Genomic DNA, 15707 nt, shown 5'->3' on the forward strand with positions numbered 1-15707 from the left:
TCATGGACCTTCCCCACCCCACACGCCGGACTCCGGCCAACAGAAAAACCTGTCACACAAGAGCCTGACACACAGGGCGAAACGACACCAAAGGTGAGCGAGCGTCCGCCGAAACGACACCAAAGGTGAGCGAGCGTCCGCCGAAACGGCACCAAAGGTGAGCGAGCGTTCCAAAAGGCAGGGGCGTGCCGCCGTCGTACCCGGACAGTAGGCTGGAAGCGCTCGGCAAGATCCGCTACGAAAGGACCGTAGTCATGGCTTACATCAGCGTCGGAAATGAAAACAGCACCGAGATCGAGATCTACTACGAGGACCACGGGACCGGCCAGGCAGTGGTCCTTATCCACGGCTATCCCCTGGACGGCTCGTCCTGGGAGAAGCAGACCGCCGCACTGCTCGACGCCGGCTACCGCGTCATCACTTACGACCGCCGCGGCTTCGGCAAGTCCAGCAAGCCGACGGTCGGCTACGACTACGACACCTTCGCCGCGGACCTCAACACCCTGCTGAACACTGTCGATGTGAACGATGCCGTCCTGGTGGGTTTCTCGATGGGCACCGGCGAAGTGGCCCGCTACCTTGGCAATTATGGCTCCGCCCGGGTGGCGAAGGCCGTGTTCCTTGCATCTTTGGAACCGTTCCTCCTGCAGACCGAGGACAATCCCGGCGGAGTCCCGCAGTCCGTATTCGATGGCCTCAACGAAGCCGTCACAGCCGATCGCTACGCATTCTTCACCGAGTTCTTCAACAACTTCTACAACGCTTCCACTTTCCTCGGAACGCACCGCTTGAGCCACGAAGCAGTCACCGCCAGCTGGAACCTCGCAGCCCATTCAGGCGCCTACGCCTCGGTGGCCGCGCAGCCCACGTGGCTTACCGATTTCCGCGCCGACATCCCCAAGATCGACGTGCCCGCCCTGATCGTGCACGGCACCGCGGACAACATCCTCCCCGTCGACGTCACCGGCCGGAGGTTCGCCGAAGCGCTCCCCGGCGCCGAGTATGTGGAGATCGACGGCGCCCCGCACGGCTTGCTGTGGACACATGGCACTGAGGTCAACCAGGCCTTGCTCGGCTTCCTCGCGAAGTAGCGCCACCAGACGACGACGGCGACGACGGGACGGCACCCGCCCTCGTCGTAGAAGGAAGTCACCAATTGGCGCACCACCAAAGGACCGGCGCACCCGTAACACGGGGGGCGCCAGTCCTTACGGGGTGCCAACTGGGTTCGGCACGCTATCGGCGTTGATTATCCCCGGAATTCCGGGCCTGGACGACGGATGTGCCCCAAAAGTCGGTTCTGCGTGACGCCTCGCCGACTGCACCTTCAGGAAGCCCTACCGCAACCTTGAAGATTCCTGACAAGAAATTAGGACGAAACTAACTGAATCTCGCGGGAACCTTAAGGCCTCGGGTCCAGTCTTAATGCAAGCACCGGCGGAACCCATTCGCCGGCGAAAGCACCAAAGCTGCAAGGGGAGCAGGACCGGCCATGAAGACAACAACAGCCCTGGACGAGGTTACCGCCATCAACGGCGTGATCACCGATCAGCAACCAGTTGACTTCCACGCTTTGGGGCTCGCCGGCTGCATCGACCGTTTGGCCGCACCGCTCCGCCGCCAAGGGACCGAAATCCACTGGGAGACGCCGCACCATGGCGTCGAAATCTCGTCCGGCTCCGCTTCCTTGCTCTACCACGCCGCCAAGGAAGTCCTCAGCAACGCGTTCAAGTACGCGCAGGCCCACGACATCACCGTCCGCCTCGCCGCCGTCTACCACGGGATCCGGCTGACGGTCACGGACAACGGCGCCGGCTTCGACAGCCAGGCAACGCCCGCGGGCGCACACCACGGATTCGGGCTCCGCCTCATGTCCATTGCCGTCAGCGAAGTGGGCGGCGAGGTCTCCATCGTCTCCAGTCCGGGCAGCGGAACCTGCGTCACCGTCACCCTGCCGCTCGACTGATAGGTGTCGATGCCCGACGGCGGCAGGCGCCCGCCGTCGTCGGTTTCGGCGCTGCTGGTTCCCTATTCAAGTGAATCTGGTATGAAAGGCCAATGACCCCGTACAAATCCGAACCGCCCCTGGGCGGTTCCCGCGCGCACATCAAGTCGATTTTCCCGTCGCTGGCTCGCAGCGAACAGCGCGTGGCGCAGTTGTGCCTTGATTCCCCGGAGACCGTGGCCAGGATGTCGGTGGCGGATCTGGTCACCCAGACGGGGACGTCCCCGGCAACGATCGTGCGGGCGTGCAAGAGCATGGGCTTTGAGGGATTCCAGCACTTGCGCCAAGTCCTGCTACGCGATCTGGGGGCCGCGGCACGGGACAGCATCCAGCAGGAAGAATCGGGGGCGACCGGCGAACCCGGGTCCTCGGAGCATCTGGTCTCCGGTATCTTTTCCCGGGCATCCCAAGACATCCGCGGAGCGTTAGGCTCTTTGGACTTCGCGGCATTCGACGCCGCGGTGAAGGCGATTCGCCAGGGTGGACGCCTGCTGGTGGTGGCCAACGGGGCGTCCCTCGCTCCCGCGCAATCGCTTGCCCTGCGGTTCCTGTCGGCCGGAGTCCAATGCGAGGCGCCGTCCGACATCGTTTCGCAGCACATCTCCGCCAAGCTTCTCTCAGCGGGCGATGTCTGCATCGCCGTGAGTGACAGCGGAATGAACTCTTTCACGATTGGTTCGGCGCGGATCGCGGCCGAACGCAAGGCCACGGTGATCGGGGTGACCAGCTACGCGAAATCCGAGCTCGCCGATCTCTCGAGCCACACACTCGTGGCCGGGGCGGAATTCCATTCGTGGAACGACCAGCTGCCCATTGGGAATATCGTCCAGATGCTGGTGCTTTCCGCCCTGCACGCCGCAGTGACGGCAGGTTCTCCCGATGTTGAGCGCGCCCGCTCCGCCGTGTTCGAAGAAGTCCTCCACATGGTGGAAAACCCCGAATAGGAATCGGCATGAAACGCGGACGGTTTCAACTGTTTCCTGTCCGCGCACGGGGCGTTCATCAACTCCGCACCGACCGTTAACCATCGAGCCCCACCCTTCAAGGGTAAGACGTTTCATAAATAATTCGATTTAGGAAATATCGTTTCCCGGAGGTGCTCGTGGGCCGACTAGTGCTCAACCAGTTGTCGCGTTCATTCAAGAACGTGTCGGCGGTAAAGAACGTATCGCTCACCGTCGAAGACGGTGATTTCCTGGTCCTGCTCGGCCCCAGCGGCTGCGGCAAGACCACCCTGCTCCGCATGATCGCGGGCCTGTTGGAACCGACGTCGGGCTCGCTCGAACTGGACGGAACGGACATCACCACCGCTCCATCCAAGAAGCGCGACCTGGCGATGGTGTTCCAGAGCTACGCCCTGTACCCGCACCTCAGCGTTGGGAAAAACCTTGCTTTCCCGCTCCACGTGCGGCGCACCGACAAGCAGGAAGTCAAGAAGCGCGTGGAAGCCGTCGCCGAAATGGTGGAGATCGGCCACCTCCTGGATCGCAAGCCCAAGGAACTGTCCGGCGGCCAGCGCCAACGCGTTGCAGTTGCACGCGCCTTGGTGCGCGAGCCCAAGGCCTTCCTCATGGACGAACCCCTGTCCAACCTGGATGCCAAGCTCCGGACTGCAACCCGGCAGGAGCTGGCCGGACTGCACAAGCGCCTCGGTGCCACCTTCATCTACGTCACACACGACCAGGTGGAAGCCATGACCATGGCAACAAAGATCGCACTGCTCAACGGAGGCCAACTCGAGCAACTCGGCACGCCGGAAGAACTCTACGATAAGCCGGCGTCCGTGTTCGCCGCGGGCTTCCTGGGATCCCCTGCCACCAATCTGATCGATGCCGAACTTTCCACCAGCAACGGCTCCATCACCGTCATGGCACCCTCTGTGGAAGCCGTGCTGTGGGACGGGCAAACACCCCAGCGGGACGTAGTGCTGGGCATCCGCCCTGAGCACTTGAGCATCCACGCGCCTGGCTCATCAGCAGCGGCGCCGAGCTCCGGGGCAGCCCTTCGAGGCATCGTTGACTTGGCCGAAAACCTCGGCAGCGAACAAGTCATCTACTGCCGGGTCGGCGAGAACCGCGTGGCCGTCCGCGCCCCGCGAGGCCAGTACTGGGAGCCGGGCAACGCCGTCGTACTGAGTGCCGACGCCAAGAACCTCCACCTCTTTGACCGCGCAAGCGGCAGGCGCCTCGAATGGCAGGCAGACGCGAAGCACGCGTCCGCGGCCAGCTCGGCGCAGCCAGCGGCCTCGGTCTAACATCCGCTCTTTCCCCCCAGATTCCGGCCCCAACCCGGAACCAGCAGTACCCACCCAACCCAGCAATCAAGGAATTATTGTGCGCCCTCTCCGTTCAATTGCACTGACCATCGCCGTTGGCACGGCCGCATTGGCCCTCGCTGGCTGTTCCGGCACCTCGCAGGCCAGCACCGTGAGCACCCAGATCATCCCGGAGCTCAAATCAGACCAGCAAGTCAACATCACCTTCGAAAGCTACAACCTGGCCCAAGCCGGCGTCTGGACCGATACCGTCAAAGGCCTGGTATCGGACTTCGAAAAGGCCCACCCGAACATCCACGTCACTGCCCAAGCACCGCAGGGCGGCGGCGCCGTCGGGTCCAACACGGTCAGCAGCGTCCAGACCCAGCTCCTTGCCGGACACGCACCCGACGTCGCGCAGCTGACGTTCGATTCCCTGGACTTCGCCGCCACCCAGCTCGGCGCCCAGCCCATCAGCGACCTCGTCGGCCAGAAAGCCGTCGACGACGCCCTCGGCGGGGCCCACCCCTTCCACCCCAACGCGAAGCACCTTGCAGACTGGAATGGCAAGACCTACGGCATTCCTTACGTCTTCTCCACTCCCGTTCTGTTCTACAACGCCACCAAGCTCGCCGACGCCGGAATCACCAACCCGGACCTCTCTACCTGGGACAAAGTCGAAGCCGCGGCCAAGGCCGTTTCCGCGAAGTCCGGGAAGCCGTCCTTGGACATTTCGTGCGCAAGCATCGGGGGCAACTGGTGCATGCAGGGCGTGTTCAAGTCGAACGGGGCCCAGGTTCTCTCCGATGACCGCAAGACCATCGGATTCGGCTCGGACGCGGCCGTTGACACCGTCACGAAGCTCGCACAGCTGACGAAGGACGGCGTGCTGCGCAATGCGGACAGCAGCGCCCAGTCCGAAGGTCTCGCGAAGGGTGACACCGCCTTCATCCTCACCACTTCGGCACTCCAGGGCTCATTCATGTCGGCCGCCACGAAGGGTGGCTGGCAGCTCAAGGCCGCAGGCATGCCCTCCTTCGGTGGCAAGCCTTCCGTGCCCACCAACTCGGGATCGGCCCTGTTCGTCCTCTCGCAGGATCCCGCGAAGCAGCGCGCCGGCTGGGAATTGATCAAGTTCATGACCAGCGACCACGCCTACGAACAGATCTCCACCAAGATCGGCTACCTGCCGCTGCGCACCTCGCTGACCGCTGCGGGTGGTTCCCTCTACGACTGGGCCCAGAAGAACCCGCTCCTGGCCCCGAACCTCGCCCAGCTTGACCGCCTCCAGCCGTGGGTTTCCTACCCGGGAAACAGCTACGTGCAGATCGACGACATCCTCGGCAAAGCCGTCGAGAACGTCGTCTACTACGGCAAGGACGCAAAAACCACCATGGCCGACGCCCAGAAGCGCGCCCAGGACCTGATCCCCTAACCTCCCAGACCCTAACCTCCCCGACCGATCCGGAAGGACACCAGCTGTGACAACCACTGCCGAGGACGCAGTCTTCGGAACCCGCAACCGCCCCTACCCCGTGGAGGGCACCTACAACTTCCGGAGCACGGCGGGCTATGCTGCCGCCGCCGCGCAGACCGAAGCCGCCGCCGATGCTCCCGCCGCCGCGCAGAGCGATGCCGCTGCCGCGCGGACCATCCGCGAAGGGAAGCTGTACCGCTCTGACGCACTGCACGGACTGAGCGACGCCGGGCGCCGGCAATTCTCCGAGCTCGGCATCCGCTTGGTCATCGACCTGCGTGACCGCACCGAGCTGGCAAAGTCGCCCAGCAACCTTGACGGACTCGCCGTCGACACCAAGCACAACCCGATTTTCGAAGAGGGCAACGTCCCCGGTACCGCAGAGATCACCACCTTGGTGCACATCTACCGGCTCATGATCCAGAGCCACGCCCAGCGCCTTGCCGACGCCGTCCGCCTCATTGCCGACTCCGGAACGGATCCTGTCCTGGTGCACTGCACCGCGGGCAAGGACCGCACCGGCGTCGTCATTGCCCTGGCCCTCCTGGCCGCCGGCGTGGACCGCGGGCAGGTGATCCTCGACTACACAGCCAGCGAGGAAAACCTGCGCGGCGAATGGAGCGAGGCCATGATGGCCGCCGCCTCCAGCCACCCGGGCCTTGCGGGCATCGGCGGGGAACTCCGGGAAATCATCTCCGCGAGCCCCGCCACCGTCATGGAGGCCACGCTGGACCTCGTAGACGAAATGTACGGCAGCGCCACCGGCCTGCTCCAGGCACACGATTTCAGCGACGCCGACCTCGAACGGCTCAGGGGCGTCCTGACCACCAGCTCCACCCGCTAAGAATCACCGCTACCCACTGCAGATAATTACAAGGAGACAAAACCATGAGCACCGAACTCCAGCACCCCGCCCCCGAGCACTTCATCCTGCACATCAGCGACACCCACTTCGTGGCCGACAACGACCTCCTGCACGGTAGCGTGGACAGCGACGAGAACCTCCGCCAGCTTTTCCGCGACTTCGTCAAGGCCCAGGTCAAGCCCGAAGCATTGGTTTTCACCGGCGACCTGGCCGACACCGGACGCCCGGACGCCTACGTCCGCCTGCGCAACATCGTGGAGCCCGTGGCCGAGGAGCTCGGCGCCAAGATCATCTGGGTCATGGGCAACCACGACGCGCGCACGGCCTTCCGTTCGGGCCTCCTTGACTCCGACGCCGGCGAGGAATCCGTGGACATGGTCCACGACGTCAACGGCCTGCGCATCATCGCCCTGGACTCCACGGTTCCGGGCAAGCACCACGGCGAAATCTCCGACGATCAGCTCGCGTGGCTGTCCGATGTCCTCGCCACCCCGGCCCCGCATGGAACGCTCATCGCCCTGCACCACCCGCCGGTCCCCAGCCCGCTGGAGATGATGGCCATGTTCGAACTTCGTGAGCAGAGCCGCTTCGAGAAGGTCATCGAAGGCACCGACGTCCGTGGCATCCTGGCCGGCCACTTGCACTACTCCACCTTCAGCACCTTCGGCGGGGCTCCCGTGACGGTTGCTTCGGCCACCTGCTACACCCAGGACCTGAACGTCGCGCCGAAGTCGATGCGCGGCCAGAACGGCGCGCAGGCGTTCAACCTGATCCACCTTTACCAAGACAAGATGCTCAGCTCCGTTGTGCCAATCGGCGAGTTCTCCACCGTGTACTCCGTCACGGCTGAGCAGATGGTCGCCTTCCAGAAGATGTCCCTCGAAGAAGCCACCGCCGCGATGACCGCTCCCGGCGAGGAGTCCGACGTCGAGCCCTCTAGCGCTGCCGAAACGGCCGACGGCGAGCTCGCCGGCAGCGTTCGCTAACCAGCCACAGCACTGGAAGGAAGCCGAAAGAATGTTCATCGAGACCGCCGGGCCGGCAGCGGGCATTGCCCCTGCCGGCCCGGCGGGGCTCCCGGCTAATCGGTGTCCCAAGCGCCGCGCCCTGAGCCCCTACCTCTACATCCTGCCCGCCGTCATCCTGCTTCTCGTGTGGACGTACTGGCCGCTGGGACAGACCGTCAACCTGTCCTTCAATGACTGGAACCTGATCCCCACCAAGCCCAAGCAATACGTTGACGTGCAGAAATACGCGAAGGTCCTGAGCCTGCCCGAACTGCACCAAGCCCTGATCAACACCGGCCTGTACATCCTGGCGTTCCTGGGTATTTCCGTTGCGCTGCCGCTCGTGTTCGCGCTGCTCTCCCGCAAGGTCCAGGGCAAGGCCCGCACCGCCTACCAGGCACTGATCTTCGTTCCCTTCCTCATCACACCTGTGGCCAGCAGTGCTATTTGGCGGTGGCTGTTCGCTCCGGAAGGCGGAACGATTCCCGCGATCGCCTCCGCCCTTGGCGCCCCGATGGGCAATGTGTTCCGTGATCCCGACAGTTCGATGATCGCGGTGATCGTGATTGTCGGCTGGCAGATGCTCGGCTTCGGCGTGCTGGTGGTTTCGGCCGGGTTGGCGGGCATCAGCCCGGACTATGCCGCAGCGGCGTCGATCGACGGCGCCAGCGGCAGGCAGATCACCTGGCGGATCATCATCCCGTTGCTTTCGCCGAGCTTGGTGTTCCTCTCGCTCATGACCATCCTGCTGTCCGCGCAGTGGACATATCCCATCATCGACCTCGTGACGCAGGGCGGTCCGGGCAATTCGTCCACCAACATCTACTACCTGCTGTACCAGTTCGGCTTCAGGAACTTCGACGCCGGCCTTTCCTCCGCGGCGGGCACGCTCTTCTTCCTCGGATTCGGGCTGATTGCCCTCGTCTTCGTGGAACTCTCGGAGCGACTCAGCTTCTACGACAACTAGAAAGAACCACCATGGCTTTCATTACCATCGCCCCGCCGGCCCAGCCTGGTTCCTTGGATGCTTCGACAGACCTGCAGCCTTCGCTTTCAGGGCCGACGACGGCGCCTGCCGCCGGGCGCGGACGCCGCCGGTTTGCGTCGTTGCGAACTGTGCCTCTAAAGACACTGCCCAGTCACGTGCTGCTGATCGCCCTCGCGGTCGTCTCGATCTTCCCCATCTACTGGATGTTCGTCACGGCCTTCCGGCCGTCGTCGGACGCCCTGTCCACCAACCCGTTGCCGGGACCCCTGAGCCTGGAGAATTTCCAGTACGTCCTGAAGACCATCCCCATCGCGGGCATGCTGGCAAATACCTTCGGCATGGCGCTGACGTTGGCAGTGTCCCAGTTGCTCGTGGCCATCCTGGCTTCGTACGGCTTCGCGCGTTGGGACTTTGTCGGAAAGAAGGCCCTGTACCTGTTGTTCGTCGGGTCTTGGCTGGTGCCTTTCCAGGTCACCATGATTCCCAACTACTTGCTGGTGTCCCAGATGGGTCTTCTCAACACCATCACCGGCGTGGTCATCCCGCAGCTGTGTTCGGCCTTCGCGGTGATGATGCTGCGCCAGCACCTCGAGGCCTTCCCGAAGGACCTCCTGGATGCGAGCCAGATGGATGGACGGTCGTCATGGAGGACGCTGTGGGAAGTGGTGGTTCCGAACCTGCGTCCAGCGCTGGCGGCCCTGGGCATCATGCTGTTCATCAGTGCCTGGAACGAATACTTGTGGCCCTCCCTGATCATGCAGAAGTCCGATGCCCTCATCCAGGTCGGCATCCGCGGCTTCCTTGGCGCCGAAGGCAACAACTGGGGCGCCATCATGGCAGCGTCGTCGCTTGCGTGCCTGCCGATTTTCCTGATCTACATCTTCCTGCAGCGATACGTGGTGGATGCGTTCGTGCGGTCGGGATTGAAGTAGCCCAGGACGCTCGCTCACATATAGAGCCAAATTCGAGAACGCTCGCTCACTAGAAGTGAGCGAGCGTTCCGGAAAACAACCCCAAAGGTGAGCGAGCGTCTTCGGTGGCTGTAAATGCATGCTTCTTTGAGAAGCGTGAACGCGCTTTCAATTTCTCCCAGTAACTGTCTGTTCTTGTGTGATTTACCCATTTAAATCCGCGAGTTCCATAGTTGCCGCCAGAATGAAAGCGCGTTCATTTATCGGTGATCGCATCCGCCCCGATCACCCTTGGAGACATTTTGAAACGTCGAATCGTCCTGCTTGGTGCCGTACTGGCCGCCGGATCCCTGCTTTCCACCGCCTGTACGCCACCCGGCCAAGCATCAGCCTCCTCCAACGAATCCCTCATCATCTACAGCAACTCAGTGTCCGATGGGCGCGGCGATTGGCTGAAGAAGGAAGCCGCGGCGGCCGGTTTCAAGATCGACTTCGTTGATCTGGGTGGTGGTGACGTGATGAACCGCCTGACCGCGGAGAAGAACAATCCGGTGGCTGACGTGACGTTCGGCTTGAACAACGTGTACTTCGAGAAGCTCAAGGCACAGAACGTGCTCGATCCCTACACCCCGGCCTGGGCAGGAGACGTCGACGCCTCATTGGGTGACCAGGCGGGCAAGCAGTTCTGGCCGATTGTGCGCGAGCCGATCATGCTGGTCTTCAACAAAGCCGCCTACGCCACACCTGCTGCAGCTCCGCAGGATTGGACCGACCTCTGGACCAAGGACCAGTTCAAAGGAAAGTACGAGGTGCCCACCGCGCTAGGCGGTGCAACCACCCAGATGGTGCTTGCGGGCATCTTGGCCCGCTATGCCGACCCTAACGGTGAGCTCGGCATCAGCGCCGAGGGTTGGGCACAGGTAAAGGCCTACTTCGCCAACGGGAGCCGGGCAGTCACTGGCGAAGATCTGTACTCCCGCATGAAGAAGTCTCAAGTGGACGCCGGCCAGATGTGGCTCTCCGGCAAGGCCAGCCGCGAAAAGCAATACGGCATCGCAACAGAAGCCGTGAAGCCCGCCGTCGGCGTCCCTTTCGCCGTTCAGCAAGTCGCCCTGATCAAAGGCACCAAGAAGGCAGAAACCGCCAAGAAGTTCATCGACTGGTTCGGATCCGCCGACGTCCAGGCCAAGTGGTCCAAGCAGTTCTTCACCGCCCCCGCGAACAACAAAGCCGCTGCTGCCGCGGATGCGCAGGCCATCCAACAGACTGCCGCCTTCAAGAACCAGGCTATCGACTGGACCCTGGTCGGGAAATACATCGACAAGTGGGTCGAGAAGATCCAGCTCGAATACTTGAAGGGCTAGTCGATGATCACGTTTGAGAATGTCGAGATCCGCTTCGGCGATTTTGTCGCACTGCCGGACTACCAGCTCACAGTGGAAGAAGGCGAGTTCTTCACCCTCTTGGGCCCCTCCGGCTGTGGCAAGTCCACGGCGCTTCGAGCGCTTGCCGGCTTCATCCAGCCCAGCCGCGGGGACATCCGTATCGGCGGCAAGCGTGTCACGCACCTGCCCAGCCACCGCCGCGAAATCGGGATGGTCTTCCAGAGCTACGCCCTGTTTCCCACCCTGTCGGTGTGGGAGAACATCGCCTTTGGCCTCAAGGTTGCGAAGGTTTCCAAGGCCGAGACCATGGAGCGTGTCCGCGAAATCGCCCGAGAGGTCAATCTCAGCGACGAACAGCTTGCCAAGAGCGTCACGGACCTTTCCGGCGGCCAGCAACAGCGTGTTGCGATCGCCCGGGCCTTGGTGCTGCGCCCCAAGATCCTTTTGCTGGACGAGCCACTGTCCAACCTCGACGCGAAGCTCCGCCACCAGCTGCGTGCCCAGCTCAAGGATCTGCAACAGGAGTTCGGTATCACCACCGTCTACGTCACCCACGACCAGGACGAGGCCCTGACCATGAGCGACCGCATTGCCGTAATGAACAACGGCCGGATCGAGCAGGTAGGAACTCCCCAGGACGTGTACACGCGGTCCGCGACCGAGTTCGTGTGCAATTTTGTGGGCGATGCCAACAAACTCTCCCCCGCCACCGTTCAAGTAGTAATGCGCGACGGCGGGTCCCACCTTGATCCCGCGAGGCCTGCGTACGTGCGGATCGAAAAGGTCAGGATCGAGGCGGCCGATACGGCCGCCTCGGCAGCGGTACCAGCACTCGCGGGGCGGGTAAGCTCGCGCCATTATCACGGCGTCTACAGCAGCTACCGGGTCGAGACGGACCGCGGAATGCTCCGCGGAATTCTGCAGGAGGATGGCAGGGGAGGCTTCCAGCCAGGAGATCCGGTCCGACTTTTGGTCAATCCGGACGATGTCCTGCAGTACGGGGTCTCCCGGTACGGGGTTGCCTCGTGAACGGCTCGCTCAAGCAACTGCTTCGGTCTCCTCTGTTCCTGGTGGTGGCGGCAGTACTGCTGTGGTTTTCAGTCACCTTCCTGATCTACCCGAACCTCACGTTGCTTGGAACGGTCTTCATGCCCGAGGGGCAGCTTTCCTTCGATGCCATCCGGCGGCTGATGTCGTCCCAACGCGCCATGGAGTCACTTCGCAACAGCTTCCTGCTGGCCGTGATCCTCTCGGTGACCGTCAACGCCGTCGGGATCTTCATTGTCCTGGCCACCCGGTACTTCGACATCAAAGGTGCCCGGGTTTTGTGGCTGGGCTACGCCAGCACACTGATTTACGGCGGAATCGTGCTGGTGGCCGGGTACAAGTTCCTCTATGGAGACAGTGGCTTCATCACGCGCCTCCTGCTGAACGTGTTCCCGGGCATGTCTGCGTCTTGGTTCACGGGCATGTTCGCCGTGGTGTTTGTCATGACTTTCGCGTGCACCGGAAACCATCTGCTGTTCTTCGGCAACGCGTTGGCGAAGGTGGACTTCCAGACGATCGAAGCCGCGCGGATGATGGGCGCTTCGAGCTGGAAGGTGCTGCGCAGCATCGTCCTGCCCACGCTGATGCCGATGGTGTATGCCATCACCATCCTGACCTTCCTGGGTGGCTTGAGTGCGCTGGCTGCCCCGCAGGTACTCGGCGGCGAGGACTTCCAGACCGTTACGCCGATGATTCTGACGTTCGCCAATGCTCCGTCGTCGCGGGACCTGGCCGCGACGCTCGCCATGATCCTGGGCTTGTCCACCATCGTGCTGCTGGCCGTGATGAACCGCTTGGAGAAGGGCGGAACCTACTTCAGCGTGTCCAAGGTTCCTGTTTTCCTGCAGAAGCAAAAGATCGAAAACCCGGTGGCGAATGTTGTGGTGCACGCAGTGGCATACGCCCTTTTCGCCGTCTACGCCCTCCCACCGGTCCTGATCGTCATCTTTTCCTTCACCGACGCTGCCTCGATCCAGAGCGCCACCCTGGACCCCGGCAGCTTCACCCTGAACAACTACCTCCGGGTATTCACCGACTACTCGGCACTGTGGCCGTTCCTAGTGAGCATCGGGTACAGCGCCGTCGCAACGACTGTTGTCGTCTTCGGCCTGCTGTTCGTAGCTCGCCTCGTGCAGAAATTCCGCAACCCGGCCACTGCCGCCATCGAATACATCCTGCATATCCCGTGGATTCTGCCTTCAACCATGGTGGCGCTTGGACTGATCGTTACTTTCGACCACTCCGAATGGTTGGTGGGCAACATCGTCCTCACCGGGACGCTGGCGATCCTCGCCATTGCCTACGTGATCGGCAAGATCCCATTCACGCTGCGGATGCTCAAGGCAGCCTTCGCCGCAGTACCTGACCAGTTGGAAGAGGCTGCCGCAATACTTGGCGCCGGCTCCTTCACCACGTTCCGCCGGATCCTATTGCCGATCGTTGCACCAACGGCGGCGGCCGTAGCCGCCCTGAACTTTAACCACCTGCTCGATGACTACGACACTGCCGTCTTCCTGGCACACCCCCTGTACCAACCCCTGGGCATCGTCATCAAGAACGCCACGAGCAACGACACCTTGACGGACACCACGGCCCTGACATTCGTCTACACCGTCATCCTCATGGCCATCACCGGCGTCACTATGTGGCTCGTCTACGGACGGGGCGCCGGATCTGGCGTTTCCCGACGTCGTCGCCCCTCCCCGAAAGCGACCAAAGCTCTATTGAGCGCTAGCCCAGAAGCCGCCCGCGAACCCCGTGAACTGGCCGCTGCTGGCGCAGCAAACACCCTGGAGAAATAGAAATGTTCGGACAGCCACGATTCGTGGAGCAGAATTCCCAGCTCAATGCCGCCTTCGAGCGGGCCAGGCCCTTGGTCGCCGTCCACCGCGGCACCGGTCTCGGCACCATCGCAGAAAACACCCAGCCAGCTGTGGAAGCAGCCCTTCGCCAAGGTGCCGAAATGGTGGAGATCGACGTCGTGGAATCAACCGACGGCGAGTTCTTCCTTTTCCATGACGGCTACGAGCCGATGCACTTCGGGATCCAGGAGAACATCAGGACACTGGATGCCGCATCGATCCGTGCCTTGGAATACCGCTGGTGCTCGACGGCGAGCAACGAGGCCTACAGGGTGGCAACTCTCGATGAGGTACTGCGTCAAAACCCCAACGCCCTCTTCAACGTGGACCGCTCTTGGTGGTACTGGGAACGGCTTCTGCCGTATTTGGACAGCTACGACGTGATGGGCAGGGCCGTCCTGAAATCCCCTGTGGACCGGGAGCCGTTGGAGCTACTGGCTGCGCACCCGGTGAAATACCCCTTCGCGCCCATGGTCCGGTCCCATGAGGACGTCCTCCGTGTGCTGGAGTATACGGAGATCAATACGGTTGGAATGGAACTCCTGGCAGAAGGTCCGGACCACGATTTTGCCTCTCCCGATTATGTTGCATGGCTCCATTCGCGGGGACTTTTTGCCCTGCTAAACGCCATCAACCTGAGCAACAGGGTGCCCCTTTTCTGCGGCTGGGACGACGAGACATCTGTGCTTGCCGACCCGGATTCAGGGTGGGGGCGGCTGATAGGACTTGGAGCCGACATCATCCAGACCGACTGGCCGGGATTGCTGGTCCCCTACCGAAATGCCGTGCTTCAGGGAGCGCCGGCAGGCATGTTGGCCAGCCAGTAGAGTTGTGGCTGTGACTGAGCTGGGGCCCCCAAAGGGGCGTAACGGAGGATCACCGCTGGGTGTGCGTATGGACGACGTCGCCCAGTTGGCCCAAGTATCCCGCGCCACAGTGTCCCGGGTGTTGATGGGGAATGTCTCTGTTTCCGCCAAGACACAGGAAAAGGTCAACCGAGCCTTGCGGGAATTGGGCTATGTGCCCAACATGATGGCCAGCGGACTGGCGGCCCGCAGTTCGGACTTAGTGGGCCTGCTTCTGCGGGATCCCAGGAATCCCGCGTACGGGCTGCTCCACAGCGAGATCCAGAACGAAGCCAGCCGGGCGGGGCTTCAGCTGATTACCGTAGTTCCCACGGTAACGCGAGGTGCCGAGGAAGAGCTGGCCGGCTTGCGGAGGCTCTTGGGTCTGCGGGTCGGCGGCCTCATGGTTTCCACGGGCGTCATCAAGGCTCACGATCTGGAACCGTTCCTCGATTCCGTGCCAGTGGTGTCTGTCGGTCGGGTGGAGGAGCATCCGGGCATTTATGGAGTCTCCTACGACGAGGACACCAACGGTGCCATCCTGGCAGACCGGGTTGCTACCGCGGGTCACCGCTCGGTCGCGGTGGTGGTTCCCGTGTTCTCCCTCTCCACAGCCGAAAACCGACGAGGACTCGCCATGGCAGCGCACTTGCGCGCGCGCGGCGTCGAGGTCCACCAGCTCGACACGGATCTCTTTGGCGACTCAGTGGACCGTTGTGAGGACATCGTCCGGCTTGCAAGCGAGGGGCGGATTACGGCCGCCATGTTCCCCTCGGACACTCGGGCCATCTCCTTCATGCCGTACGCGAGCGAGGCAGGGCTACGCATTCCCGAGGATCTGTCCATCACGGGTTGCGACGGCATCCTGATGGGCTCCGAGCAGATCGGAATCGCGACGCTTAGGATTCCGGTCCATGAAGTGGCTGCCAGGGGCACGACGGTTATGGCCGATTTGATGCGCGACCGAGGCTCCGCAACCATACGGCACGAGCGCTTTGCGGGGGTCTTCGTCCCGGGCCGTACCCTGGCTTCACCAGCGCGCGTCCCCTGATTCTTCGCGG

The 15707-nt window shown here is 62.6% G+C and carries 14 protein-coding genes; all 14 read left to right on the forward strand.

Annotated features, from left to right (window positions below):
* Nucleotides 1-254 precede the first annotated feature (254 nt).
* The 14 genes from NFJ07_RS14525 to NFJ07_RS14590 all read left to right on the forward strand — a co-directional run bounded on the left by NFJ07_RS14525 (nt 255) and on the right by NFJ07_RS14590 (nt 15697).
* Nucleotides 255-1091: an alpha/beta fold hydrolase gene (locus NFJ07_RS14525; RefSeq protein ID WP_269995364.1), complete on the forward strand. Its 837-nt coding sequence runs from the start codon at nt 255-257 to the stop codon at nt 1089-1091.
* Between the two features lie 401 nt (nt 1092-1492).
* Entirely contained in the window at nt 1493-1966 is a 474-nt protein-coding gene (locus NFJ07_RS14530; RefSeq protein ID WP_269995365.1) for a sensor histidine kinase, read from the forward strand.
* Between the two features lie 92 nt (nt 1967-2058).
* Entirely contained in the window at nt 2059-2949 is an 891-nt protein-coding gene (locus NFJ07_RS14535; protein WP_269995367.1) for a MurR/RpiR family transcriptional regulator, read from the forward strand.
* Nucleotides 2950-3107: 158 nt separating this feature from the next.
* Nucleotides 3108-4259 carry an ABC transporter ATP-binding protein gene (locus NFJ07_RS14540; RefSeq protein WP_269995368.1) on the forward strand — a complete coding sequence of 384 codons (1152 nt, stop codon included), beginning with the start codon at nt 3108-3110 and terminating at the stop codon, nt 4257-4259.
* Nucleotides 4260-4338: 79 nt separating this feature from the next.
* Complete coding sequence (locus NFJ07_RS14545; protein ID WP_269995369.1) at nt 4339-5694, forward strand: extracellular solute-binding protein; 1356 nt, start codon at nt 4339-4341, stop codon at nt 5692-5694.
* Nucleotides 5695-5740: 46 nt separating this feature from the next.
* A complete protein-coding gene (locus tag NFJ07_RS14550) occupies nt 5741-6580 on the forward strand; it encodes a tyrosine-protein phosphatase (protein ID WP_269995370.1) in 840 nt (279 codons plus the stop codon).
* A gap of 44 nt (nt 6581-6624) precedes the next feature.
* Nucleotides 6625-7587 (forward strand): phosphodiesterase, encoded by a 963-nt coding sequence (locus NFJ07_RS14555; protein WP_269995371.1) that lies wholly within the window; start codon nt 6625-6627, stop codon nt 7585-7587.
* A 31-nt stretch (nt 7588-7618) separates the two neighbouring features.
* Entirely contained in the window at nt 7619-8575 is a 957-nt protein-coding gene (locus tag NFJ07_RS14560) for a carbohydrate ABC transporter permease (RefSeq protein WP_269995372.1), read from the forward strand.
* An 11-nt stretch (nt 8576-8586) separates the two neighbouring features.
* Entirely contained in the window at nt 8587-9528 is a 942-nt protein-coding gene (locus tag NFJ07_RS14565; RefSeq protein ID WP_269995374.1) for a carbohydrate ABC transporter permease, read from the forward strand.
* 281 nt (nt 9529-9809) lie between these two features.
* Nucleotides 9810-10871: an extracellular solute-binding protein gene (locus tag NFJ07_RS14570; protein ID WP_269995375.1), complete on the forward strand. Its 1062-nt coding sequence runs from the start codon at nt 9810-9812 to the stop codon at nt 10869-10871.
* Nucleotides 10872-10874: 3 nt separating this feature from the next.
* Nucleotides 10875-11921 carry an ABC transporter ATP-binding protein gene (locus tag NFJ07_RS14575; RefSeq protein ID WP_269995376.1) on the forward strand — a complete coding sequence of 349 codons (1047 nt, stop codon included), beginning with the start codon at nt 10875-10877 and terminating at the stop codon, nt 11919-11921.
* A complete protein-coding gene (locus NFJ07_RS14580) occupies nt 11918-13741 on the forward strand; it encodes an ABC transporter permease (protein ID WP_269995377.1) in 1824 nt (607 codons plus the stop codon). Before NFJ07_RS14575 ends, NFJ07_RS14580 begins: the two co-directional genes overlap by 4 nt.
* Before the next feature lie 2 nt (nt 13742-13743).
* Nucleotides 13744-14628 (forward strand): glycerophosphodiester phosphodiesterase family protein, encoded by an 885-nt coding sequence (locus NFJ07_RS14585; protein WP_269995378.1) that lies wholly within the window; start codon nt 13744-13746, stop codon nt 14626-14628.
* A gap of 10 nt (nt 14629-14638) precedes the next feature.
* Nucleotides 14639-15697 (forward strand): LacI family DNA-binding transcriptional regulator, encoded by a 1059-nt coding sequence (locus tag NFJ07_RS14590; protein ID WP_269995379.1) that lies wholly within the window; start codon nt 14639-14641, stop codon nt 15695-15697.
* The last annotated feature ends 10 nt before the right edge of the window (nt 15698-15707 follow it).

Origin of the sequence: Arthrobacter sp. B2a2-09, from assembly GCF_027587375.1 — a bacterium.
Taxonomy (GTDB): domain Bacteria; phylum Actinomycetota; class Actinomycetes; order Actinomycetales; family Micrococcaceae; genus Arthrobacter.

Excerpts from the sequence above, each read along its gene's own strand:
- NFJ07_RS14525 (WP_269995364.1), top strand. The coding sequence starts at position 255 with ATGGCTTACATCAGCGTCGGAAATGAAAACAGCACCGAGATCGAGATC.
- NFJ07_RS14530 (WP_269995365.1), top strand. The coding sequence starts at position 1,493 with ATGAAGACAACAACAGCCCTGGACGAGGTTACCGCCATCAACGGCGTG.
- NFJ07_RS14535 (WP_269995367.1), top strand. The coding sequence starts at position 2,059 with ATGACCCCGTACAAATCCGAACCGCCCCTGGGCGGTTCCCGCGCGCAC.
- NFJ07_RS14555 (WP_269995371.1), top strand. The coding sequence starts at position 6,625 with ATGAGCACCGAACTCCAGCACCCCGCCCCCGAGCACTTCATCCTGCAC.
- NFJ07_RS14560 (WP_269995372.1), top strand. The coding sequence starts at position 7,619 with ATGTTCATCGAGACCGCCGGGCCGGCAGCGGGCATTGCCCCTGCCGGC.
- NFJ07_RS14565 (WP_269995374.1), top strand. The coding sequence starts at position 8,587 with ATGGCTTTCATTACCATCGCCCCGCCGGCCCAGCCTGGTTCCTTGGAT.
- NFJ07_RS14575 (WP_269995376.1), top strand. The coding sequence starts at position 10,875 with ATGATCACGTTTGAGAATGTCGAGATCCGCTTCGGCGATTTTGTCGCA.
- NFJ07_RS14585 (WP_269995378.1), top strand. The coding sequence starts at position 13,744 with ATGTTCGGACAGCCACGATTCGTGGAGCAGAATTCCCAGCTCAATGCC.